The following is a 21166-nucleotide window of genomic DNA, read 5'->3' as shown; positions in this document are numbered from 1 at the left end:
CTCTACCTTTCTACAGGAACATTTAACACCTCTAGCTTTAATTTTTGAGCAGGATAATCTGTTAAAGACAGAGATATTTTATTGACATCATCTAATAAAGCCGTAGGAATAATTACTGTCCCTGCAACGGCTGGGCTATCGGGAGGTAATTCTGATGGTAAACCTTCTGTACTAGCACTGAGTGTTCGTCCTTTGTCATCGCTAACATCCAAAAAACTATACAAGAAGCGCACAGAATCACTACCTTTATTCTGCATATTCACTCTCATTAATAAGTCACCGCCAGAGTAGCGAACAGATTGCACAGCAAAAGTTACACCCTCACTTTCAGCAGTCACGGGGAATCCTGGTTGCAGTTTTTCTGCAACCACTGCTGGGGGTTGTTCCTTGGGCTTTTGCCTACTGCTACTAGCTTCCTCGTCATTTTCCTCTAACTTGTCTGATTTAGCTGCCTTAGTCTTACCTTCAATTCTAGCCTTGACAATTTTCAGGATCTCATCTTCTTTCAATAATGCTACCCCTAACTCTTGAGAGTTATTGGTTTTACTGCTAGAAAATTTGGTAGTAGGGCGGCCATCTGGTGTTGTAACACCTTTGAGCGCTGAACTCCCCATCTCAAAGCCTAAGAAAGCACTCACAGAACCTGCACCCAGCATCAGAATTAACAACGTTAAAGTTAAAAAAACAGTGGAATTTATTTTCATCGCTGACAAGTTATTGCGGAAAAATCCTGGTCTATTCTAAGCGTATTCAAAAAACGGTGCGTAGCTCCCACCTAAAAATACTTTAAATATATAGCGATTTTCACATAAATGAGAACAGCCTTGATGTAGGGTTTACAGATATGCTCAATTACCAATGATAATTTTCATAAACCCGCCCCGCTACCGCCTAGTAGTGGACTGACAACAATGATGTTAGGTTTAGTTCCTCAACCCAACTACAATTTTTTGCATCATTTTAAGCTGGCCACGCCAGTAGTATAAATATCTGATAAACTATTATTGAGTCTACACAAGCCGTAAAATTACGCTATAATGGAAACTCGACCAGGGTTGGCCGAGCGGTTGAGGCAGCAAACTCATAATTTGCCCAAGGCAGGTTCAACTCCTGCACCCTGGATTTTTTCAGCGCTGAGTAAAGACGCGATTAATCGCGTCTCTTTAGTTTCCCAGCCCCCCAGGTGAGATTTAGCGTCTTGTCACATTTTCAAACCGAAACTCAGTCCCAACTCTCAGCCTATTAGCATTAAAGCGAGGAGACATCAGCATTGATGTGTCATAAGGATTTGGTAAATCTGGTGTGCGAAGATAGGGATCATTGCCTACCTGCTGTTGGAGAACATCACGATATAGAATGTTAACCAACTCAGCATCACGGGAGATTTCATTTTCTGGGAAAGAATTACGCAAAATCGAACCAGTACCCACAAATGCGTCTATTTGACGCTTGGGAGTGCTATTTTCGTAGAAGTTGCGATCGTTCTGGAAAAAAGATCGTTCAAATGTATCATTTGTCGTTTCATAATTGGGTGTTTCCGTCTGAGCAACCACAACAGCAGGAAAAGCCACACCAGAAACTAGCAACGCTAATAAACCACCAAAGGTTTGAAATTTTATCCCCATATTTTGTACTCCTCAACTTTTGGGCAAATCGTAACTTATGCTTAATTTCAGAACTCTCATCAGTTCAACCTTTGGTGTAACATAATTTTGCCTGTTTTGTAATGACTTATACTACTGAAACCTTTACCCAATCTGATATTTGTGCAGCTACTACTGACTTAAATACCCTGCACCACAAGCTACTAAATTTATTTTGCCAACTCGCTTATCAAGAAGGTGATTTTGTCCTTTCTTCGGGACAAAGCAGTTCTTACTACATCAATGGTAAGCAGGTAACGCTGCACCCCCAAGGAGCTTTAGCAATTGGTCGTATTCTTTTATCCCTCTTACCTCCAGATACTCAAGCTGTAGCAGGTTTAACATTAGGTGCTGATCCCATTGTGTCAGCAGTGAGTGTGGTTTCTGCCTATGAAAATCGCCCCATACCAGCATTGATTATTCGTAAAGAAGCCAAAGGTCATGGCACAAGGGCTTACATTGAAGGGCCTAATTTGCCCGAAGGTGCAAAAGTCATTGTTTTGGAAGATGTGGTAACTACGGGAAAATCAGCCATGAAAGCCGTTGAGCGTCTGCGGGAGGCTGGTTATGTAGTTGATACCGTAATTACACTTGTAGACCGACTACAAGGTGGCGCAGAGTTTTACCAGTCGATGGGGTTGAACTTTCAGACGGTGTTCACGATTACTGACCTGCAAAAACGATATCAAGAATTAGCTAATTAATTAGGGAATTAGGGTCGCGCTGCGACTCTCCCAACACAATTTTCGATATTTCTATCTCAATACTTGTAGAAGCATCTCAGTAAAATTCTGGTGATTTAGCCCTTAATTCAGGACTAAAGTCCTGACTACAAACTTTCTATCTTCATCTGATAGATACCCTTCTTTCAGCATTTTTGCGATCAAAGGCTAACCATTCTTCTTTGGTCAGGCGACGGACATTTTCTATTCGTTTAGTAGCCCAATAGTTATACTCAATATTTAGATCACATCCCATCCAGTAACGATTAAGTTGTTCTGCAACTACAACAGTTGTTCCTGAACCTGAAAATGGATCAATAATTAAATCTCCTGCTTGAGAAGATGCTAATACAAATTTTCTGATTAATTCTTCTGGTTTTTGAGTTGGGTGGGGTGTTTTTTCATCCATTCCATTACAAGTAGTAGGAATTTCTATTACGTCTTTAGGCTTTGCTCCTTTTCGATTAGGTGTCCAGTTATTATGTTTCTGCTTTGCTCCTTTTCCGTAGGCGCTGGTTTCGGCTTGGGGGTGAGAGGGATATTTTAGTGTGTGTGCGCCATAAGGAATTCGCACATCGTCAATGTTTAGTTTAACGGAATCAGATTTACGAAAATGAATGATACTTTCATGGGAACGTCCCCAATCATTACCCAAGTTAGCTTTGTTTTTATAGTGCCAAATTAACCAACGACAACTTTTAAAATATTTTGATGCTGGATGTTTTAAATCAGCTAATATTTCCGAAAATCCACAAATATAAAGAGAGCCAGTAGATTTGAGAATACGTGAAGCTTGGCTAATCCATTGAATAGACCATTCGATATATTTTTCTTGGTTTTTAAAGTTGTCCCACTCAGCTTTTTTAATGTTATAAGGTGGGTCAGCAAAAACTAGATCAATGCTTTCCGAGTCAAGTGATTTCAGCCAATCTAGGGAATTACCTTGATAAAGTTTTCCGTGAGGATGTGTATATTGTAGTTGAAATCCTTGGGTTAAAGGTTGTAATTCTTTTTCTGTAAATTTTTCTTCTAGCACTTCAAAATTTAGAGAGTGTTGAAACTATATAGTAATAAATTATTGATAAAAAAATCCTTGGTTTATGTTCTTTTTTCCAAGCGATCGCACTTTGTCAGCTTGCTAATTTCATGATATGCGATCGCCGCACTTTTGAAAAAGATATTATAATTTTAATCTTTTCTAAATTTTTCTAACAATTCTTCACGCGATACATTTGCCAAAGAAAGAAGTAACTGCGTGCGTTCTGCAATGGGAATTTTGGCAATCTTTTTCCCTACTTAAATTATCTCTCAGTTCTAAGTTTTTACGCCAGTCGGCTAAAATTTCTAATAAATTTTCTCTCAAAGGTTTCTGTTTGATCGCACATTTTATCAAAATAAATTAAGCAATAAAATCTGTATATAACAATCATCATGAACATTGAAAATGTCGAAAAAAGCGTATATAGGCAATTTATAATATCAAAATTATGTTAAAATATAATTTTATATTCCAATAAACCATTAATTCAATGAGTGAATTATTGACTCGTATCACGCAAATTCCGGGTCAATGTGGGGGTCGTCCTTGCATTCGAGGTATGAGAATTAGAGTCAGCGACATTTTAGAGATGTTAGCGGAAAATGTCAGCGTTAGCGAAATTCTAGAGGACTTTCCTGATTTAGAACCAGAAGATATTCAAGCTTGTCTTTTGTTTGCTGCACGTCGCACTGATTTTGTCCGGTTGACAGCATGAATATTTGGATTGATGCTCAGTTACCGCCAACATTGGCAAGTTGGATAACAAATACTTTTGCTATAGAAGCCTTTTCATTAAGAGATATTGGACTCCGCGACGCTAAAAATTTTACAAAAATACCCATCAACACCAGCAGTTATGCCCATGACTCTAATGAAAAAGCTTGAACTTGATAAATTCGGCTAAAATCGCTATCAGCAGAAACGAGAGTGAGGCTGTGCTGAATAGCTGTTGCTGCTATCCAAAGGTCATGATCGCTAAATCCTAAATTTTCAATACTAGTACTACGACGTTTACTTTTTTCCTTGGGTGCAAAATGATTAAAAACAGATGTTTTAAGACGACTGTAAATCATTGCAGTTTCTTCATCAAGAAAGTACAGGTCAATTTCTGACAAAAATGCTTGGACTGAACCAGAATTTTGAGATTTCATTTCTGATTTTTCTGTCATATACAGTAGTTCAGCATAAGTGATAATACTAATGCAAACTGTAGTAGCAAAGCAAGATTTTAAGGCATCGATAACTTTAGGATTGCCATTGATAATGTAGCTACAGTGATTAGTATCGAGCAAATAAGACATAGTAACAAAGATTAAAACTGCGCCTGGGAACGGGTTTCTTCAACTAAACGCAGACAATCTTCAAGATCATTACCATGCCAAGTTCCAGCATAACGTAGCAAATCACCTGCTTTTTTACCTCGCTTGATTGGGGAGATGCGACGCAGTTGGCGTTCATTTACCGTAATTTTAGGTTGAAGAGAGTCAAGAAAATCACTAACTAAGGCAAGCTGTTCTGGTGGTAGTTCAGATATCTGTTGTTCAATCTTTTGATGTAGGTCTAAATAATTCATCTGTAACTCGTTGGGATAGACAGAAAAAATACTTGGTTTATTCTATTTTATCTCAAAGCGATCGCACCCTTTACTACAGGCGATCGCTCTTCTGTCATTTGATACCCTTATTTTTTAAGCTGTCATTTGAGGGTATGGTTGATAATACTGCTTTTCTCCAAATTATTTGCATAATTATAAGTGTTTATTCGGTTGCTAATTACTTAGACTTATAGTCACAATTGACTAGTATATTTCCTACCCCGACTCTTACTATACTATTTAGTCATGACAGAACAAAATATGCAAGTTCAACAAGACGAGTTACAGCACATTTTTGTAGCTTATGGAACAGCCAAGCAAGGTGGAACGCAACAAGTTACATCAAGGTCAGGAAAAACCTATGAAGTAAAAATTCCTGCTAACTGTTTGGAAGAAACTAAACTACGCTTGAAAAAACGTAATTTACAGAAAAATAAGAATTCTTTTAAAGGAATTATTAGTAAAATTTATGAAAATTTTTCACCAGAATATATAGATAATGAAAATGATATTATTATCACTGTCCATACATTGTTTGACAATAGTACAAACATAGAGAAAATAATATATGACTTAATCAACAATGCGGATATTAAGTTAACAAGCAAAGAAAAATGTGCGAATGTATACCAGAATATTAGCGATGCTAAATCTATAGATGACTTACCTGCTCTAAATTTATTAGATTTTATTGTTTCATCATCTCAAGTCAATTCTTCAGTTTCTAAGCGCTACAATATTGCAAGTCAAAATTCTAGATTATGCAAAATAGAACAATGTATTGAAAATGCCTTAACTGCATCTAACCTAAATAAGAATGAGAGGCAGTTTATTAGAGGAACATATCAGTGTATCAAAGCCGGAGAAAACATAGCTGATTTTGATATTTTAAATCAACTTGATACGATTATTCAAAATAGTTCATTGCTTGATGAACTTAAACAAATATACTTTCGTTACAGTGTGACTGCTAGAGCAAGTACGGCTGATCTATTTATAGTAGATATAATTGATAATTGTTCTAGCATCAAAAGTAGTACATACAAATCCGAGATACTTAGTAACTATGTTGCACTCAGAGATGGTAAACAAGTTTCCGAGCAAGCAAATTTGAAATTATTAGACTCACTCATCTTAGATTCTCAGATACCAGATGATTGTAAAGTAATTTACAAGTTAATGCGTGAACCAGTGAGCAATCAGAACGGAAAGAAAAATGATGATGTTTTTGCCAAAGTGAAAAAAGTCCGTAGTTCAGTGAATAAAGCTGCTGGAATAGTCCCAACTGCTATACAAATTGCATCAACAACTGGAATAAAAGCAGGAACAGGAGTAGCTATAAGTACATTATCTGGAGGTGCAGCGACTAATGCAACTTTAGCTCTGTTAGGTGGTGGCTCTGTAGCTGCGGGTGGTTTAGGAATGTTAGGAGGATTAGCAGTAGCAACGGGTGGAGCCGCGTTAATTGGTGCAGCGGCTTTAGTCTCTGTTGCTTCTGTTAGCCAAATGGATGCTGAAGATAAGAAGAAATTAGGAATTGCAGCCGGAGTTGGAGTTGCAACAAGTGCTGCTGCTGTTAGTACAGCTTGGGCTGCTATGGGTGCTTTTGGTGTTGCTAGTACAGGGACAGCAATTAGCACTTTATCAGGAGCAGCAGCTTATAGTTCTATCATGGCTGCTCTTGGTGGAGTTGGTGTCATGACTGGAGGTGCAGCTGTAATTGCTGCTGGTGCCGGTTTTGCAGCTTGGAAATTTTTCACAGGAGATAAGAATGATCCTAAGTGGATATTAAAACAGTTAGAGGCTAAGTTGTATTCCTGATCGCCTGCTCTATCCCTGTTGAAAAAAAGTGATACATAGCAAGCTTTATGCACTTTCCTATTCATCAAATTCACGTTATGTCAAGTCAGTTTAATGAGTTATCATAAACACTCATGAAAACTCTCTGCGACTCTGCGCCTCTGCGTGAAATTGAATTATAAATATTTTTCAGACAATGATATGAGTTCAAATCTTAATTAAATTGTTTTTTCACATTTTCATAAATTTCGAGAGTGATTAGAGAAATACTATTCTCTTCAGCATAGGTTTCAATGTTTTTACGGGCAAAAGGACGGACAAAAAAAGGGATTTCCTTGAGTTTAGCTTCAGCGTCAGCAGTCCATTTAATTGATTCACTCATTGATTTTTAGGGTTTAATTTCAATATAAATATTTCGATTGTTCCAAATTCACCCTCAACATTAATATCGTTACCAGGTTAACCCCAGTAACGACATTTAACGAGAATTAACTTAACCTTGAGTTACAGGTTCCTTCGCCAAGAACTTCTCAAGTTCAGTCAACGCATCAGCATCAACTTTGGTTTGCATGGGGCAGAACTTAGGACCACACATGGAACAAAACTCAGCAGTTTTATAAATATCTGCTGGTAGAGTTTCGTCGTGATATTCCTTAGCTCTTTCTGGGTCTAAAGATAATTCAAACTGACGGTTCCAATCAAAGTTATAACGGGCTGCTGAGAGTTCATCATCTCTGTCTCTCGCACCTGGGCGATGTCTAGCAATATCCGCCGCATGAGCCGCTATTTTATAAGCAATCAAACCGTTGCGGACATCTTCAGCATCGGGTAAGCCTAAATGTTCTTTGGGTGTCACATAACACAGCATTGCTGTACCGTACCAACCAGCCATTGCTGCGCCAATTGCCGAGGTAATGTGGTCATAACCAGGAGCAATATCTGTTACCAATGGTCCCAATACATAGAAAGGTGCTTCAGAACACTCTTCCATCTGCTTGCGGACATTGAACTCAATTTGATCCATTGGGACGTGTCCAGGCCCTTCTACCATCACCTGTACATTATCTTCCCAAGCTCTGCGGGTTAGCTGTCCGAGGGTTTTCAGTTCTGCTAATTGTGCAGCATCTGAGGCATCATGAGTACAGCCAGGACGGAGGGAATCACCCAAACTAAAAGAAACATCATATCTTTTGAAAATCTCAATGATGTCGTTGTAATGGGTATACAGAGGATTTTGTTTGTGGTGATGCAGCATCCACCGCGCCAAAATTCCACCACCACGGGAGACAATACCAGTGATGCGGTCTCTGACTAAAGGTAAATGTTCAATTAAAATCCCGGCGTGAATAGTTTGATAATCTACACCTTGTTGGGCGTGTTTTTCGATAATGTGCAGAAAGTCATCGGCGGTGAGATTTTCAATTGTGCCGTGGACACTTTCTAAAGCTTGATAAACTGGTACTGTCCCAATGGGAACAGGTGAAGCGTTAATAATAGCGGTGCGAATTTCATCTAAGTTACCCCCACCTGTGGACAAGTCCATAACGGTATCAGCACCGTATTTTACCGCTAGGTTTAATTTATCCACTTCTTCTTGAAGATTAGAAGAGTTGGGAGAAGCGCCGATATTAGCATTAACTTTACATTTGGAAGCGATGCCAATAGCCATCGGTTCTAAATTAGTGTGATTAATGTTAGCCGGAATAATCATCCGTCCCCGTGCCACTTCATCACGAATGAGATCCGCCGGGAGGTTTTCCCGCTTGGCCACGTAGTGCATTTCTTCAGTAATAACACCCTGGCGTGCGTAGTGCATCTGAGTAACATTACTCTGTCCACGACGCTTGGCAACCCATTCTGTCCGCATATTGAATTCCTCGATAAACAGCTTCCCTCCGCTGGTATTAGCCAGACTCAGGTGTTAAGGGTGTGATCTCAGCCTGAAAACTCAGGCACCCCTAGCATGAATGAAATTGTATCACCTTGCTTATAAATGCGGGTCGGGCTGTTTACAATTCATGAGGTGAAACTCAGCCTGGCAAATTTGATTACACACAGATGAATATAAATGAACGATTAAAATTGACCTATGACCAATGACTAATAACTAATGGCTAACCATTACCGCTATATTATTTTTTACAAACCTTATGGAGTTCTCAGCCAGTTTACGCAGGAAACACCGAAACACCGCACCTTGAAGGACTATATCCAGGTTCAGGATGTTTATCCTGTGGGGCGTTTGGACTGGGACAGTGAAGGTTTATTATTATTAACCAATGATGGACAATTACAACATCGTCTCGCTCATCCTCGCTTTGGACATGAACGCACTTACTGGGTGCAGGTTGAGCGCATTCCTGATGTGGATGCTATCAATCAGTTACAAACAGGTGTAGAAATTCAAAACTACCGCACTCAGCCAGCACAAGTCAAACTGTTGTTAGAAGCACCACCTCTTCCTGAACGCAACCCGCCAATTAGGTTTCGCAAAAATATCCCAACGGCTTGGTTAGAAATGACATTAACTGAAGGAAAAAATCGTCAAGTACGGCGAATGACTGCGGCTGTAGGTTTTCCAACTTTGCGACTAGTTAGGGTGAGCATAGCTCATCTCCATTTGGATGGTTTACAGTTAGGTGAGTGGCGTGACTTGATGTCAGCAGAACTGGAATTTTTGGATAAATTGCCTAAAAAAACCAAAAATTTGCTCAGGCGATGACTGTAAGGCGGAAGTAAGGCTAAAATCGTCTACATCTTCAGGCTGAGAAATGCTGAGAAAAAATAGCTACCAATATCTGAAATATTGGGCTAACATGGGTCACAATTAATACAAATACAAAATTCACTGGTAAAACCACAATTAATTGTACTTCTACTCTAGGCAGAGGCAGCCAATTGTGAGACTTTGGATATCAGTGACTAAAAGCAGCTTGGAACGGGAATGAAGGAACTTCCATTATGCTGATTTGCCCTCAGTGTACATTTGAAAACCCCAACACTAACAAATATTGTCAAAGCTGTGGTGCGTCCCTGACTCACAAGGCTTGTCCTGAGTGCAGCACCGAAGTGCTGGTGAACGCACAACATTGTCATAACTGTGGTGCGGAATGCGGAACAGTTTGGCAAGCAATTATTGCTAAGGAAGGGAATGATGTCTGGGAATTAGAAACTGAGGAGGAAACTGAAGAAATAACTGTAGGACAAAATAATCAAGGAATCGCCCTGACTCCCGCCATTTCTCTATTAAAACTCGCCGCAGGTTCTTATTTAGACCAAGAACAGCGTTATCAATTGTTAGAACCGCTATCAGCTGGAGAACAACATTTGTCTCAGGCTGAAATGTGTGTGAAAGTGTTGGACTGTCAGCCATATCAAATGTCGCCGATTGAGGCCATATTAGCTAATCAGCAACAGGGACTGATGATGCCATCAGTGGAAATGAGTGAAATTTCTCGCCTTGCTCAAGCTTATATTGTCTTACAATCTCAAACTCACCCAGGTATCCCCGCAATTCATGATGCCTGGCAGCAATCTGATATGCAGGTGCTACTAATCGAAGACCGTTCTGATTGGCAGTCGTTAATCGATTTATGGCAATCTGAAGAAACGTCAGGGTTACAAATTTTACATTGTCTCTATCAGATGACTCAACTCTGGGATGTATTGGAAACAGTGCATTGTCGTCAAAGTTTGTTGGTTCTGTCGAATTTACGCTTAGATGAAGACCAAACATTGGCACTACAGCAATTATATGTAGAAGAACTGAATGAACCAATTCAGCAGCCATCATCTGAAGAGGGCGAAGTCGAATCATTGACAACCGCAGAGAAACCTTTAACTATCCAAGCTTTGGGGAAAGTTTGGCAAACACTATTTAGAGAATCCCAACGGACTCAATTTGGTTCTGTCATCCAGATTTTAGAAGATTTGGAATTATGTAAAATTCAGACAATTGAGCAGTTGCGATCGCGTTTAGAAGAAATAGCTAATGAATTAGAAACACCCATCACCACAACTTCTTACCCAATGCCAATGGAAGAAAACAATACTGCTGCACACACAATTTTGCAATCAGACAATTTAGAGGATTTCTTGGCTAAAGCTGATGATTTGCCAACGGTTGTACTGTCAATGCAATTGAGTAGTTTGGAAGATGCCGGACGCACCGATGTCGGTCGTCAACGTAATCACAATGAGGACTGCTTTGGGATTGAAACCAAAATCAGCAAACTGGAATTGCCCAAAAACCGAGTCATACAAGCCCGTGGTTTGTATATTCTCTGCGATGGTATGGGTGGACACGCTGGGGGTGAGGTAGCTAGTGAGTTAGCAGTTAAGACTCTCAGACAATATTTTGATGAACATTGGGTTGAAAAGCAAATCCCTCTGGAATGTATGCTCATAGAGGCAGTACATTTAGCTAATCAAGCAATTTATGAGGTAAATCAAGAAGAAGTCCGTTCTGGTATTAAACGGATGGGTACTACTTTGGTGATGCTCTTAATTCAAGGTACTCAAGCCGCAGTCGCTCATGTGGGAGATAGTCGCCTTTACCGCCTGACACGCAAGCGGGGATTAGAACAAATCACAGTAGATCATGAAGTAGGTCAACGAGAAATTTCTAGAGGAGTGGAAGCTGCTATAGCCTATGCTCGTCCCGATGCTTACCAGTTGACTCAAGCCTTGGGGCCTCGTGATCACAATTCCATTAATCCTGATGTCAAGTTTTTCGAGATTACGGAAGATAGCCTCTTTATCCTGGCATCTGATGGTTTATCAGATAATGATGTATTAGAAACTCATGGAGAGAGTCAACTAATTCCCTTACTCAGTTCTGGCGCTAACTTGGAAAAGGGAGTTACAGAATTAATTGATTTAGCAAACCAATATAATGGTCATGACAATATTACTGCTATCTTAATCCGGGCTAAAGTCCGCCCAAATACGGACAGTTAAGAATAAGTGCTGAGTGGGTAGGGGCGGATTTCAGCAGTTAGTCTGTGGTTTTTCCAAATCTTTAGTAAACCCGCCCATACAGGAGGCTGAGTGCTGAGTTATGAGCAAAAAACCAGTTACTATATTGAATTACTTCCCCATTCTTAATTTCTCATCCCTAATTGTTTAAGCTTATGCAGGTTGTATTGTGGTTATTCTGACTCTGTTAGAACCGCAACAAAAAACGTCACTCAAGCAGTGGTGCTTTGAAAGTTCCTCCGTCATTCGCATTGGTCGGTCGGGGGATAATGATGTGGTTTTATCTGATAGTTTGGTTTCGAGGCATCATTTAGAATTGAGGCAAGTTAATTCTGCCAAAAATAATCATGTTGCTTCTTGGGAAGTGTTCAGTAAAGGTACTAATGGCACTTTTTTAGACGGTAAGCTTGTGCTTCAGTGTCTTTTACCGGATAATTCTTTGCTGCAATTGGCGCAGGGAGGGCCAATATTACAATTTCAGTTGCAGAAGATACCAAATACTTTAATGCGATCGCCCGAAGGTGGCAAATCTTTCAAAAACACTCTGGCCAATTCAGCCTACACTTGCAACCACGCAGGCAATTCGCCGCATAATTTATTTTGTATTCATTGCGGTCAGCCTCTGTCTGTTCAACATAAAATTCGTCAATATCAGGTGTTGCGAACTCTCGGACAAGGGGGTATGGGTACTACTTATCTCGCTTGGGATGGCACAGGTCTGATGGAAAAAAAACCACAATTGTTGGTTTTAAAGCAAATGAATGCTGAGATGGCTAAAATTGCCAAAGCGCAAGAGTTATTTGAACGGGAAGCCCATACTCTCAAATCCCTAGATCATTCGGGGATTCCTAAGTATTACGACTTTTTTGTGGTTGGTGGCAAAAAATACCTGGCTATGGAATTAATTCATGGACAGGATTTAGAGAAAAGAGTTTATGCTAGTGGGCCAGTCACACCCAGTCAGGCGATCGCTTGGATGATTCAAACCTGCGACATATTAGAATATCTCCATAGCCAAAATCCACCACTAATACACCGTGATATCAAACCCGCTAACCTGATGGTGCGAAATCATAATAATCATGTAGTGGTGTTAGATTTTGGGGCTGTGAAGGAGATTGGTACTACCCCTGGCACTCGCATTGGTGCGGAAGGTTATTGCGCTCCTGAACAAGAACGAGGACAACCCTTAACTCAATCCGATTTATATGCCATTGGGCCGACACTAATTTTTCTGCTCACAGGCGAAAATCCGTTTAAGTTTTATCGCCACCGGGGTCAAAGTTCCCGCTTTGATGTGGTTAATATTCCCACGATTAGCCCTCAACTGAGAGAAGTGATTGAATGCGTCACGCAGCAGTTGCCACGCGATCGCTACCAAAGTGCTAAAGAACTGGCTGTAGCTTTAGCTGCTTGCCAAGGGTAGGGAGTGGGCAATCGGAATTTGGCTGTTGGGAGTGTGAAAAATATTTACTCCCAATGCTTTATGCCCTACTCTTCGTCCCAAGCTTCTACTGCTAGCAAATCGCCAATTGGATCTTGCATCTCAAAACCAAAGTCTTGCAGTTCCTGTTTCCAGTGCTGCCAGTCGTTGCCATAGAGTAATGCAATTTTCCAAATGCTATCAGTTGGTTTGATGATATTGGATTCGATGAGTGATTGCACGTTACGCTGCAATTTCACCATTGGGTGAATCACTTGCTGAGTCATAGCCTCGATTCAATTCAGATTATGTTTGGTAAATGCTTAATCAAAACTGCTTTCCGTTTTGCAATTGTCATCGATGCGCGGAGTATTGTAATTGGCAAAGCTAGTCTTAACTTTCTAACTATACCATAACAAACTCTACTAATTGGTTGGAAAATTCGTTTTTGTACGGTAATCACCACTACATAACTTAAATAAAGTCCAGCCATCATCGGGGATGCTATACGAGAAAGCTACCCGTCCGAAAAATTACATGGACGATTACTGGGGACGACCTGCAAATTTTTTTTGTTTTATAGTCACCAGAATCTTTGTGATTGTTAAAAGACCATAGAACCTGCGGGTTTTTGATGATTTTTGCGTAATGGCACAAGACAATTGATTACGCATATTTAACCCTTATATACACTATCGCAAACATCGAGACTTAAACAAAGTTCTCATAAATCTTTATATAAATTTAATAATTATGGCAAAGATTTAGAGTCTAGAGACGTTGTATAAAATATCTCCACAGGGTTTGAGGGATTTCCAGAAAATAAATTGCCCCATTTCATCAGACTATCTTTGTTCTTTATCCCCCTGCTCCCTGCTCCCCTGCCTACCTCAGCAATGGGATATTTTTAAATTGAAACTCCCCATCCCTACTCCAGCCGAAAATTAAAGGGTAAACGAGTGTAAATCCCGTGAGGGTCGTTCATTTTTTGCAGAATGAGCATTTCTTGTTGGAGTTTCTGGAATTCTGCGATCAGAGGGTTAGAAGGTTGAACTGATACTCCGGCAATTTCTAAAATAGCTGCAATTTCTTGAATTGCCCTGCCAAAAAAGCGTTCTTCCAAGGTACTGACTCTGGGATATTCTTGCAATTGCCAATCGTTGTCCAGTTTAGCTTCCTGGGCAGCATATGCAATTGCGGCATTTAGACCACCTATTTCATCCACCAAACCGATTTCTTTGGCTGTTATCCCTGACCAAACTCGTCCTTGGGCAATTTCTGCCACTTTTTGTGCTGGTAGTTTCCGACCTTGAACAACTTTATCGAGGAATAGACTATAAATGCGGTCAACGCTGCGCTGATAAATTTCTAACTCTGGGGGTGATTTCGGACGCGTCAAAGTTTGATTGTCGGCATAACGAGCCGTTTTGACAGTATCCCAGGTAATGCCATTATCATTTGCCAGTGCTTGCCCATTTAAAAGTAATCCAAATACGCCAATGGAACCTGTAATTGTAGTTGGTTCGGCAAAAATGCGGCTGGAATCGCTTGCAATCCAGTAACCACCAGAGGCGGCGAAATCACCCATAGATACCACTACTGGTTTGACCTCGCGTGTTAATTGTACTTCTCGCTGCATCACCTCTGATGCTGTAGCGCTACCTCCGGGAGAATTAATTCGCAAAACAACAGCTTTGACATCATGATCGTGGCGGATTTGATTCAAGACTCTGGCAAAGCGATCGCCTCCAACTTGCCCATCTTCCCCTGTCCCATCGACAATTTCGCCCTCAGCATAAACTACAGCAATTTTATTTTGGGAGGTGCGTTCTACACCTAAAGTTTTACCGGGGACTTGAGCGTAGTTTCTCAGGTCAATTTGCCGGAAGGAGCGATCTGTTTCGTCGCTGGCTGTCAATTTTTTGAGATCGGTAACTACCTCATCCATGTAACCTATTCGATCTATCAAACCACTGGCTTTAGCTTCACTGGCTGTGAGTATTGCCTGAGTATCGGCGATCGCTTGCAACTTTTCCGGGGTAATTTTGCGATTAGAACCCACTGTACGCCGCCAATCGCCCCAAACATCATCCAGTAATTTTTGGGTTTGTTGACGGTTCTCTGGACTCAATTCATTGAGGATAAATGGTTCAATTCCGCCTTTAAATTTGCCGACGCGCACTACCTGAACACCAACGCCGAACTTTTCTAAAGCCCCAGTCAGGAACATCGGTTGGCTACTCAAACCCTTGACTTCCATTAAGCCAATGGGATTAAGTATGATTGTATTGGCCACGGAACTCAGGTAATAGTCCCTTTGACTTAAACCCACTCCATAGGCGACAACCTTTTTTCCCGATTCGCGGAACTTCTCCAAGGCCCGGTGAATTTCTGCCAGGGAAGCAAAACCCGTATTTCCGGATATATTTGTCTCTCTTGCGTCTAAATATATTCCGACAATTCGTGGATCAAGCCTGGCTTTTTCCAAGGTATCCAGAACACGACGGAGTGTCATCCTTGGGGCTTCGCCTCCTGATAAGGCTCGTTGTAGCAATTCGCTAGAACCGGGTGCGCTATCGGTGATATTCATTGACAAGTCAAAAACCACCACTGACTTGTCTTTGACTTCGGGAGTAGTATCTCTAGAGGAGGTAACTGCAACTAACAGTAATAATATTCCTGTTGTGCTGATACCGAAGAAAATCATCAGTCCTAGTACAGTACCTAGTAGACTGGCAAAAGTTTGTTTGAAAAAATTACGCATTTTAGTTATGTAGCATAATTGGCGAGTAGCCCCAAGTTTGGGATAAATTGCGGGACAATTTATTCTATTCTTTGTAAACTTTGTGAATTCTGCAAGTTATTTAATGTGGTATTGCCAGTACAAAATAATACTGTGGTAATTTCCGCAAGTAACACTTTAACTAAATCATACAATGCCGTTTCTGATTCCACTGCGGCTTGTAAAAAAGGCATAGCTAAACCAGCAATATCGGCTCCTAAAGCGATCGCTTTGGCTACATCTAGGCCATTACGTAGTCCTCCCGAAGCAATTAAGGGGATATTAGGAGCGATCGCGCGAATACTTGTGATACAGTCTGCCGTGGGTAAACCCCAATCAGCAAATGTCCTGCCTAAGCGTTTTTGCAAGGCATTTTCCGCCCGTTCACTTTCCACTTTTGCCCAAGAAGTACCACCCGCACCAGCCACATCAATGGCCGTGACACCAGCTGCTAAAAGTTTTTCTGCCATTACTGCTGAGATACCATTACCTACTTCCTTGGCAATAACTGGTATTGTTAGTGTCACGCACAAATCGTTTATTTTGTCAAGCAAGCCTCGAAAATTAGTATCTCCACTAGGCTGAATACATTCTTGGAGTGGGTTAATGTGTAAAATTAGAGCATCAGCCTCTAAGATATCAATAATTTTGAGACATTCATCCAAGCCATACTTGTAATTCAGTTGTACAGCGCCCAAATTGGCAAATAACAAAACATCTGGTGCGTACTTACGAATAGCGAAGGTATCAGCCACCTGGGGTTTTTCCACCGCCACGCGCTGAGAACCAACACCCATAGCAATTTTATAGTGTTGAGCGACTTTTGCTAGGCGTTGGTTAATTATTGCAGCTGGTTCGGTTCCTCCAGTCATGGAAGAGATTAACAAAGGTGCTGCGAGGTATTTACCCAGGAAAGTTGTACTAATATCAATATCGTCGTGGTTTAGTTCTGGTAAGCAGCAATGCTGAAAGCGATAGCGTTCCAGTCCACTGCTAAGTTGATGAAATTGCACATCTTCTTCTAAACAGATCCGGATATGATCCGCTTTGCGCGACTGGGTTTGTTCTGAGTTGTAGGTAGGGGCGTTCACTGGTAAATTTAACTCAAAGCATTTGTAATCACTATTGTTACAGTTCTCGGAATTTTATGGTGTTATATTACTTTTTTCTTTGGTTTTCTAATTTCCCCCCTGCATTTCTTCAATTTTAAACATACTAATCAATACTCCCGCTATGGGAATTGAGAGAAAAATGCCTACTAAACCTGCAATTTTTGCCCCTATTAATAAGGCAAAGAACATAAAGACTGGATTCATATTTATTGAGCCTTGCATAATGCGGGGCATTAGTAAATTTTCTTCTATTTGCTGAAGGACAATACAACCAATAATTACTTGTATGCTCACCCAAATTCCTTGAGGTAAAATAATCAGAGAAACTAAGGTAATTCCAATTGTAGCGCCAATCCCAGGAATCAAATCAAATACACCTGCGATCGCGGCTAAAAAGAGAGCATAAGGAATTTTAAGAAAAATAAATACAATAAATACGGAAATACCAAAAAATAAAGATAACAATAGACGACCCCAAAAGAAGCCTAAAAAGTTTTGCTTGATTGCCAAAGTCAGCTTTCTACCAACATTTTTCGGGAAAACTTTGATAATAAAATCCCAAACTTTTTTACCATCTAGTAACATAAAAAAAGCTACCACGGCAATCAAAATTAAATCAACTAAATTAGTTAATAAAATTTGAAAAATTGTCCATCCCGTACCAATTCCCGCTAAAAATTGATTGCGTAGTTCCTCCTCAATTACTTGAAAATTAACCTTCAAATTGAATCTAGTTAGAATGTTTTGTAATGTGTCTAACAGGGAAATAACATATTCAACAAATTGAGGTGCTTGTTCCAGTATTTGTTGAAATTGAGATAATATAGCAAAACCTAGAGTGGCTATCAACCCAACCAAACCTAGTAAACTTATTAAAAAAACCACAAGAACTGCTATGCCATGTGGTACAAACCGTTCCGACCATTTCACTGGATAACTCAGCAAAAATGCCAAAATTCCAGCAAATATAAAAATGATAATCACTGTGGAAAAATAAGCCAAAACTTGCACAATTGCCCAACCCAGAGCTAATAGTAATACATAGCGGATCAATTTTGTATTATTCAGTTGTTCCCAAAACCTTTTGATGCTTGGCTCATTCATAATTTAGATAAATTTTAGATTATTATATTTGTGTATGCTCATCGTTAATATCTTCTGAAAATAATTGTGCTAATTAATTTGAGATAATTACATCTGCCTACGGTGACGTTTTGCGGATGAAATGACTAATACTGCCGTGAAATCAAAAGTCAAAAGTCAAAAAGCTTATAAGATGCCGTTAAGAATATGACTAAATAATATGATAACCAATTCCCTAAAGATTGCCCTTTTACGTCAGATATAGATAACTTATTGACTGATAATCATGGGGAATGTGCAGGATAAGGATGATGCAGATTGAGGCGACACAATTTTAAATTAGGGATTATTTAAAATCAAGGATAATGGTGGGTGAGGCTTTCGCTCTGACGTAGCCATTACCCACTTTACAATTTTGATAGCTTTTCCATGAGTTCCAATTCAGCATTGTGTAACGCGATCGCCTATCATATTTCTACCACTCCTCAAAGGCGAATTACTTTCGCTGAATTTATGGATCTGGCTTTATATCACCCTGAACACGGTTACTATTCCAGTCATGCTGTGAAAATTGGATTTCAGGGTGCTGATTTTTTTACTTCGCCTCATCTCGGTGCCGATTTTGGCGAGTTACTGGCGGAACAATTTTGGCAGATGTGGGAGATTTTAGCTCGTCCTGTACCTTTTTCTTTAGTGGAAATGGGAGCCGGTCAAGGACTGCTGGCTATGCACATCCTCAATTACTCTGGGCTACATCATCCAGATTTTTTTGCGGCGTTGGATTATGTGATTGTGGAGAAGTCGCCAGGATTTCAGCGAGAACAGCAGCAACGCTTGCAAGATTTTACTGTCCGTTGGTGCAGTTTAGCAGATATCCCTTCTGACTCAATTACTGGCTGCTTTTTTTCTAATGAATTGGTGGATGCTTTGCCTGTGCATCAGTTTATTTTAGTAGATGGGGAAATGCACGAAGTTTATGTGACAACCGGAAAAGATGATTCTGAGCCGTTTGTGGAAGTGACGGGAGAACTTTCTACACCTGAACTGCAAAAATATCTGGATTTAGTCGAGATTGATTTAACTTCTCGTGGTTATGAACATGGCTATCGCAGCGAAATTAATTTAGCTGCTGGTGACTGGTTGAGTATTGTAGCCGACCGCTTGCATCGGGGGTATGTGTTAACTATTGATTATGGCTACCCAGCTCATCGTTATTATAATCCCAGGCGTTCGCAAGGAAGTTTACAATGCTACTACAATCATCGCCACCACAATAATCCTTATATCAACGTCGGGACGCAAGATATTACTGCCCATGTTGATTTTACAGCTTTGGAACGCTGGGGCGATCGCTTCAAGTTAGAAAAAATTGGGTTTATCCAGCAAGGTTTATTTTTAATGGCTTTGGGTTTAGGCGAGCGTATTTCAGCCATTTCTCAGCAAGAATTACCCCTTTCACAACTTCTACAACGACGAGAGGCATTACACCAACTCATAGACCCTACAGAATTAGGTAACTTTGGAGTGCTAATTCAAAGCAAAGGACTCCAGCCGACAGAAATAGCTCAACCACTAAAAGGACTAACGATACCAAGCTAAAATACCAAAAAGCTAAGAATGCTATCTGATGCCGATATAGATTAGCATGGCATTGATTACTGTGCAGATAAATTCAACAGGAAAGTATTAATTATGACGGCGCATGAACTTTTTTTATTGATAACACTACTTAGCCCCGGCATTTTACTATCGGTGATTATTATGGTGACATTTGCCGCAGGTGGCTAATTTTTAGTCAGTTATCAGTGAACAGTGAACAGTTATCACTGGACAAAGATAATTGTTCACTAAGCGTACAATCAAACATACGACTAGCTACACCTGTAATAAAGGAACGTAAAAAATGAAGGTGGCATTTCTGGGAACTGGACTCATGGGATTACCAATGGCTCAACGGTTGTTAGCAGCCAACATCGAGCTAGTAGCCTACAATCGCACCCCAGAAAAATTAGCCCCATTACAGGCAGCTGGTGCGGAAATTGCCCTACATCCCCGCCAAGCAATTCGTGCGGCTGATTGCATTATTCTCATGTTGACTAACGCCGCAGCAATTTATCATGTTTTGCTTTCTGATACCTCTTGGCGAACTCTAGAAGGACGCACTGTAATTCAGATGGGGACTATTACTCCTACAGAAAGCCAAGAAATTAGAGATGCCGTAATTGGTGGCGGTGGCGAGTATATAGAAGCTCCCGTATTAGGTAGTATTCCCGAAGCAAAGGCTGGCAAGTTGATTGTGATGGTAGGCGCTGAACCTGAACAATATCAACGCCATTTAAAACTACTGCAAAATTTTGGTTCCAAACCTGTACTTGTAGGTTCGGTAGGAGCTGCGTCCGGTGTGAAGTTGGCACTCAATCAACTAATAGCTTCCCTAACAACTAGCTTTGCGCTGAGTTTAGCTTTTGTTGAGCGTCAAGATATCGACATAGATTTATTTATGCAAATCCTGCGTGAAAGTTCGCTTTATGCGCCTACCTTTGACAAAAAATTGCGGCGGATGTTGGATGGCAATTATACTAATCCCAATTTCCCCACAAAACACTTGCTCAAAGATACAGATTTGTTTATCTCAGAAGCCAAATCTCTGGGTTTGGATCTGGGAAGTATTGAAGCTGTGCGCCAACTTGTGCAAACAGCCGTAAAAATGTCCTTTGCTAATGATGACTACTCTTCCATATTTTCCGCTATTAATCAATGGGGAGAAGCAAGTGGGGAGTAGAAGAGGCAGGGGGGTAGGGGAGAAGAGGCAGGGGGGCAGGGGGCAGGGTGCAGGGGGAAAGTTTTTTCCAACCCCCAGATCCTAGAAACTAATACAGCATGGCGTAAATAAGGCAACTCTTGCAAATCAATGAAACGCTTGTAATCTCGGAATTACGAATTACGTTAGCGTAGCTCTCCCGTTCGCGTAGCGTTCCGCAGGAAAGGGAG

General features: G+C 40.5%; 20 protein-coding genes, 1 tRNA gene and 1 riboswitch. Of the genes, 10 read left to right on the top strand and 11 right to left on the bottom strand.

Annotated features, from left to right (window positions below; all coding sequences use genetic code 11):
- Positions 1-2: 2 nt before the first annotated feature.
- Complete coding sequence (locus tag VB654_RS03670; RefSeq protein ID WP_323212090.1) at positions 3-704, bottom strand: hypothetical protein; 702 nt, start codon at positions 702-704, stop codon at positions 3-5.
- 345 nt (positions 705-1049) lie between these two features.
- On the opposite strand from VB654_RS03670, the gene VB654_RS03665 reads away from it, so the two are divergent.
- A tRNA-Ile gene (locus VB654_RS03665) sits at positions 1050-1122 on the top strand.
- Between the two features lie 68 nt (positions 1123-1190).
- Here the strand turns inward: VB654_RS03665 and VB654_RS03660 are convergent.
- Positions 1191-1625, bottom strand: coding sequence for a hypothetical protein (locus VB654_RS03660; RefSeq protein ID WP_323212089.1), 435 nt, complete (start codon positions 1623-1625; stop codon positions 1191-1193).
- Positions 1626-1726: 101 nt separating this feature from the next.
- On the opposite strand from VB654_RS03660, the gene pyrE reads away from it, so the two are divergent.
- Positions 1727-2347, top strand: a complete 621-nt coding sequence (gene pyrE, locus VB654_RS03655) for an orotate phosphoribosyltransferase (protein ID WP_323212088.1) — start codon at positions 1727-1729, stop codon at positions 2345-2347.
- 142 nt (positions 2348-2489) lie between these two features.
- Here the strand turns inward: pyrE and VB654_RS03650 are convergent, their stop codons facing one another.
- Positions 2490-3401 (bottom strand): site-specific DNA-methyltransferase, encoded by a 912-nt coding sequence (locus VB654_RS03650; protein ID WP_323212087.1) that lies wholly within the window; start codon positions 3399-3401, stop codon positions 2490-2492.
- A gap of 493 nt (positions 3402-3894) precedes the next feature.
- Between VB654_RS03650 and VB654_RS03645 the strand changes: the two genes are divergently transcribed.
- Both VB654_RS03645 and VB654_RS03640 read left to right on the top strand, forming a co-directional pair.
- Positions 3895-4119: a DUF433 domain-containing protein gene (locus VB654_RS03645; protein ID WP_006196680.1), complete on the top strand. Its 225-nt coding sequence runs from the start codon at positions 3895-3897 to the stop codon at positions 4117-4119.
- Positions 4116-4289: a hypothetical protein gene (locus tag VB654_RS03640; RefSeq protein ID WP_323212086.1), complete on the top strand. Its 174-nt coding sequence runs from the start codon at positions 4116-4118 to the stop codon at positions 4287-4289. The genes VB654_RS03645 and VB654_RS03640 overlap by 4 nt, the downstream gene beginning before the upstream one ends.
- Here the strand turns inward: VB654_RS03640 and VB654_RS03635 are convergent.
- Positions 4259-4705, bottom strand: a complete 447-nt coding sequence (locus VB654_RS03635) for a type II toxin-antitoxin system VapC family toxin (RefSeq protein WP_323212085.1) — start codon at positions 4703-4705, stop codon at positions 4259-4261. The genes VB654_RS03640 and VB654_RS03635 overlap by 31 nt on opposite strands.
- An 11-nt stretch (positions 4706-4716) precedes the next feature.
- Complete coding sequence (locus VB654_RS03630) at positions 4717-4977, bottom strand: hypothetical protein (protein WP_323212084.1); 261 nt, start codon at positions 4975-4977, stop codon at positions 4717-4719.
- A 267-nt stretch (positions 4978-5244) separates the two neighbouring features.
- Between VB654_RS03630 and VB654_RS03625 the strand changes: the two genes are divergently transcribed.
- Entirely contained in the window at positions 5245-6819 is a 1575-nt protein-coding gene (locus VB654_RS03625; RefSeq protein ID WP_323212083.1) for a hypothetical protein, read from the top strand.
- A gap of 193 nt (positions 6820-7012) precedes the next feature.
- Here VB654_RS03625 and VB654_RS03620 read toward each other — a convergent pair whose 3' ends face one another.
- Both VB654_RS03620 and thiC read right to left on the bottom strand, forming a co-directional pair.
- Positions 7013-7180, bottom strand: coding sequence for a PCP reductase family protein (locus VB654_RS03620; RefSeq protein WP_323212082.1), 168 nt, complete (start codon positions 7178-7180; stop codon positions 7013-7015).
- A 111-nt stretch (positions 7181-7291) separates the two neighbouring features.
- Positions 7292-8665 carry a phosphomethylpyrimidine synthase gene (gene thiC, locus VB654_RS03615; protein ID WP_323212081.1) on the bottom strand — a complete coding sequence of 458 codons (1374 nt, stop codon included), beginning with the start codon at positions 8663-8665 and terminating at the stop codon, positions 7292-7294.
- Between the two features lie 6 nt (positions 8666-8671).
- Positions 8672-8768: riboswitch (TPP riboswitch) on the bottom strand.
- A 140-nt stretch (positions 8769-8908) separates the two neighbouring features.
- On the opposite strand from thiC, the gene VB654_RS03610 reads away from it, so the two are divergent.
- The 3 genes from VB654_RS03610 to VB654_RS03600 all read left to right on the top strand — a co-directional run bounded on the left by VB654_RS03610 (position 8909) and on the right by VB654_RS03600 (position 13201).
- On the top strand, positions 8909-9520 hold the full coding sequence (locus tag VB654_RS03610; protein WP_323212080.1) for an rRNA large subunit pseudouridine synthase E: 612 nt from the start codon (positions 8909-8911) through the stop codon (positions 9518-9520).
- A 239-nt stretch (positions 9521-9759) separates the two neighbouring features.
- Positions 9760-11757, top strand: a complete 1998-nt coding sequence (locus tag VB654_RS03605; RefSeq protein WP_323212079.1) for a serine/threonine phosphatase — start codon at positions 9760-9762, stop codon at positions 11755-11757.
- Positions 11758-11944: 187 nt separating this feature from the next.
- Entirely contained in the window at positions 11945-13201 is a 1257-nt protein-coding gene (locus VB654_RS03600) for a protein kinase domain-containing protein (RefSeq protein WP_323212078.1), read from the top strand.
- A 65-nt stretch (positions 13202-13266) separates the two neighbouring features.
- Here VB654_RS03600 and VB654_RS03595 read toward each other — a convergent pair whose 3' ends face one another.
- The 4 genes from VB654_RS03595 to VB654_RS03580 form a co-directional block, all read right to left on the bottom strand.
- Positions 13267-13485 carry a DUF4327 family protein gene (locus tag VB654_RS03595; protein ID WP_323212076.1) on the bottom strand — a complete coding sequence of 73 codons (219 nt, stop codon included), beginning with the start codon at positions 13483-13485 and terminating at the stop codon, positions 13267-13269.
- Positions 13486-14126: 641 nt separating this feature from the next.
- Positions 14127-15962 carry a signal peptide peptidase SppA gene (sppA, locus tag VB654_RS03590; protein WP_323212075.1) on the bottom strand — a complete coding sequence of 612 codons (1836 nt, stop codon included), beginning with the start codon at positions 15960-15962 and terminating at the stop codon, positions 14127-14129.
- Positions 15963-16021: 59 nt separating this feature from the next.
- Entirely contained in the window at positions 16022-17071 is a 1050-nt protein-coding gene (gene fni / locus VB654_RS03585) for a type 2 isopentenyl-diphosphate Delta-isomerase (protein WP_323212074.1), read from the bottom strand.
- 87 nt (positions 17072-17158) lie between these two features.
- On the bottom strand, positions 17159-18196 hold the full coding sequence (locus tag VB654_RS03580; RefSeq protein ID WP_323212073.1) for an AI-2E family transporter: 1038 nt from the start codon (positions 18194-18196) through the stop codon (positions 17159-17161).
- A 408-nt stretch (positions 18197-18604) separates the two neighbouring features.
- Here VB654_RS03580 and VB654_RS03575 point away from each other — a divergent pair, with 408 nt between their 5' ends.
- Together VB654_RS03575 and VB654_RS03570 are read left to right on the top strand one after the other, a co-directional pair.
- Positions 18605-19774 (top strand): class I SAM-dependent methyltransferase, encoded by a 1170-nt coding sequence (locus VB654_RS03575; protein WP_323212072.1) that lies wholly within the window; start codon positions 18605-18607, stop codon positions 19772-19774.
- A 304-nt stretch (positions 19775-20078) separates the two neighbouring features.
- On the top strand, positions 20079-20957 hold the full coding sequence (locus VB654_RS03570; protein WP_323212071.1) for an NAD(P)-dependent oxidoreductase: 879 nt from the start codon (positions 20079-20081) through the stop codon (positions 20955-20957).
- Positions 20958-21166: the final 209 nt, after the last annotated feature.

It is taken from the genome of Nodularia sp. UHCC 0506, assembly GCF_034931045.1.
Lineage (GTDB): Bacteria > Cyanobacteriota > Cyanobacteriia > Cyanobacteriales > Nostocaceae > Nodularia.
Note: the sequence above shows the minus strand (reverse complement) of the source record. Positions and strands in the feature narration are given on the sequence as shown.

What these genes read in the sequence shown, in the direction of transcription:
- VB654_RS03670 (WP_323212090.1), bottom strand. Translation starts at nt 704, where the DNA reads ATGAAAATAAATTCCACTGTTTTTTTAACTTTAACGTTGTTAATTCTG.
- VB654_RS03660 (WP_323212089.1), bottom strand. Translation starts at nt 1,625, where the DNA reads ATGGGGATAAAATTTCAAACCTTTGGTGGTTTATTAGCGTTGCTAGTT.
- pyrE (WP_323212088.1), top strand. Translation starts at nt 1,727, where the DNA reads ATGACTTATACTACTGAAACCTTTACCCAATCTGATATTTGTGCAGCT.
- VB654_RS03645 (WP_006196680.1), top strand. Translation starts at nt 3,895, where the DNA reads ATGAGTGAATTATTGACTCGTATCACGCAAATTCCGGGTCAATGTGGG.
- VB654_RS03640 (WP_323212086.1), top strand. Translation starts at nt 4,116, where the DNA reads ATGAATATTTGGATTGATGCTCAGTTACCGCCAACATTGGCAAGTTGG.
- VB654_RS03635 (WP_323212085.1), bottom strand. Translation starts at nt 4,705, where the DNA reads ATGTCTTATTTGCTCGATACTAATCACTGTAGCTACATTATCAATGGC.
- VB654_RS03630 (WP_323212084.1), bottom strand. Translation starts at nt 4,977, where the DNA reads ATGAATTATTTAGACCTACATCAAAAGATTGAACAACAGATATCTGAA.
- VB654_RS03625 (WP_323212083.1), top strand. Translation starts at nt 5,245, where the DNA reads ATGACAGAACAAAATATGCAAGTTCAACAAGACGAGTTACAGCACATT.
- VB654_RS03620 (WP_323212082.1), bottom strand. Translation starts at nt 7,180, where the DNA reads ATGAGTGAATCAATTAAATGGACTGCTGACGCTGAAGCTAAACTCAAG.
- thiC (WP_323212081.1), bottom strand. Translation starts at nt 8,665, where the DNA reads ATGCGGACAGAATGGGTTGCCAAGCGTCGTGGACAGAGTAATGTTACT.
- VB654_RS03610 (WP_323212080.1), top strand. Translation starts at nt 8,909, where the DNA reads ATGGCTAACCATTACCGCTATATTATTTTTTACAAACCTTATGGAGTT.
- VB654_RS03605 (WP_323212079.1), top strand. Translation starts at nt 9,760, where the DNA reads ATGCTGATTTGCCCTCAGTGTACATTTGAAAACCCCAACACTAACAAA.
- VB654_RS03595 (WP_323212076.1), bottom strand. Translation starts at nt 13,485, where the DNA reads ATGACTCAGCAAGTGATTCACCCAATGGTGAAATTGCAGCGTAACGTG.
- sppA (WP_323212075.1), bottom strand. Translation starts at nt 15,962, where the DNA reads ATGCGTAATTTTTTCAAACAAACTTTTGCCAGTCTACTAGGTACTGTA.
- VB654_RS03580 (WP_323212073.1), bottom strand. Translation starts at nt 18,196, where the DNA reads ATGAATGAGCCAAGCATCAAAAGGTTTTGGGAACAACTGAATAATACA.
- VB654_RS03575 (WP_323212072.1), top strand. Translation starts at nt 18,605, where the DNA reads ATGAGTTCCAATTCAGCATTGTGTAACGCGATCGCCTATCATATTTCT.
- VB654_RS03570 (WP_323212071.1), top strand. Translation starts at nt 20,079, where the DNA reads ATGAAGGTGGCATTTCTGGGAACTGGACTCATGGGATTACCAATGGCT.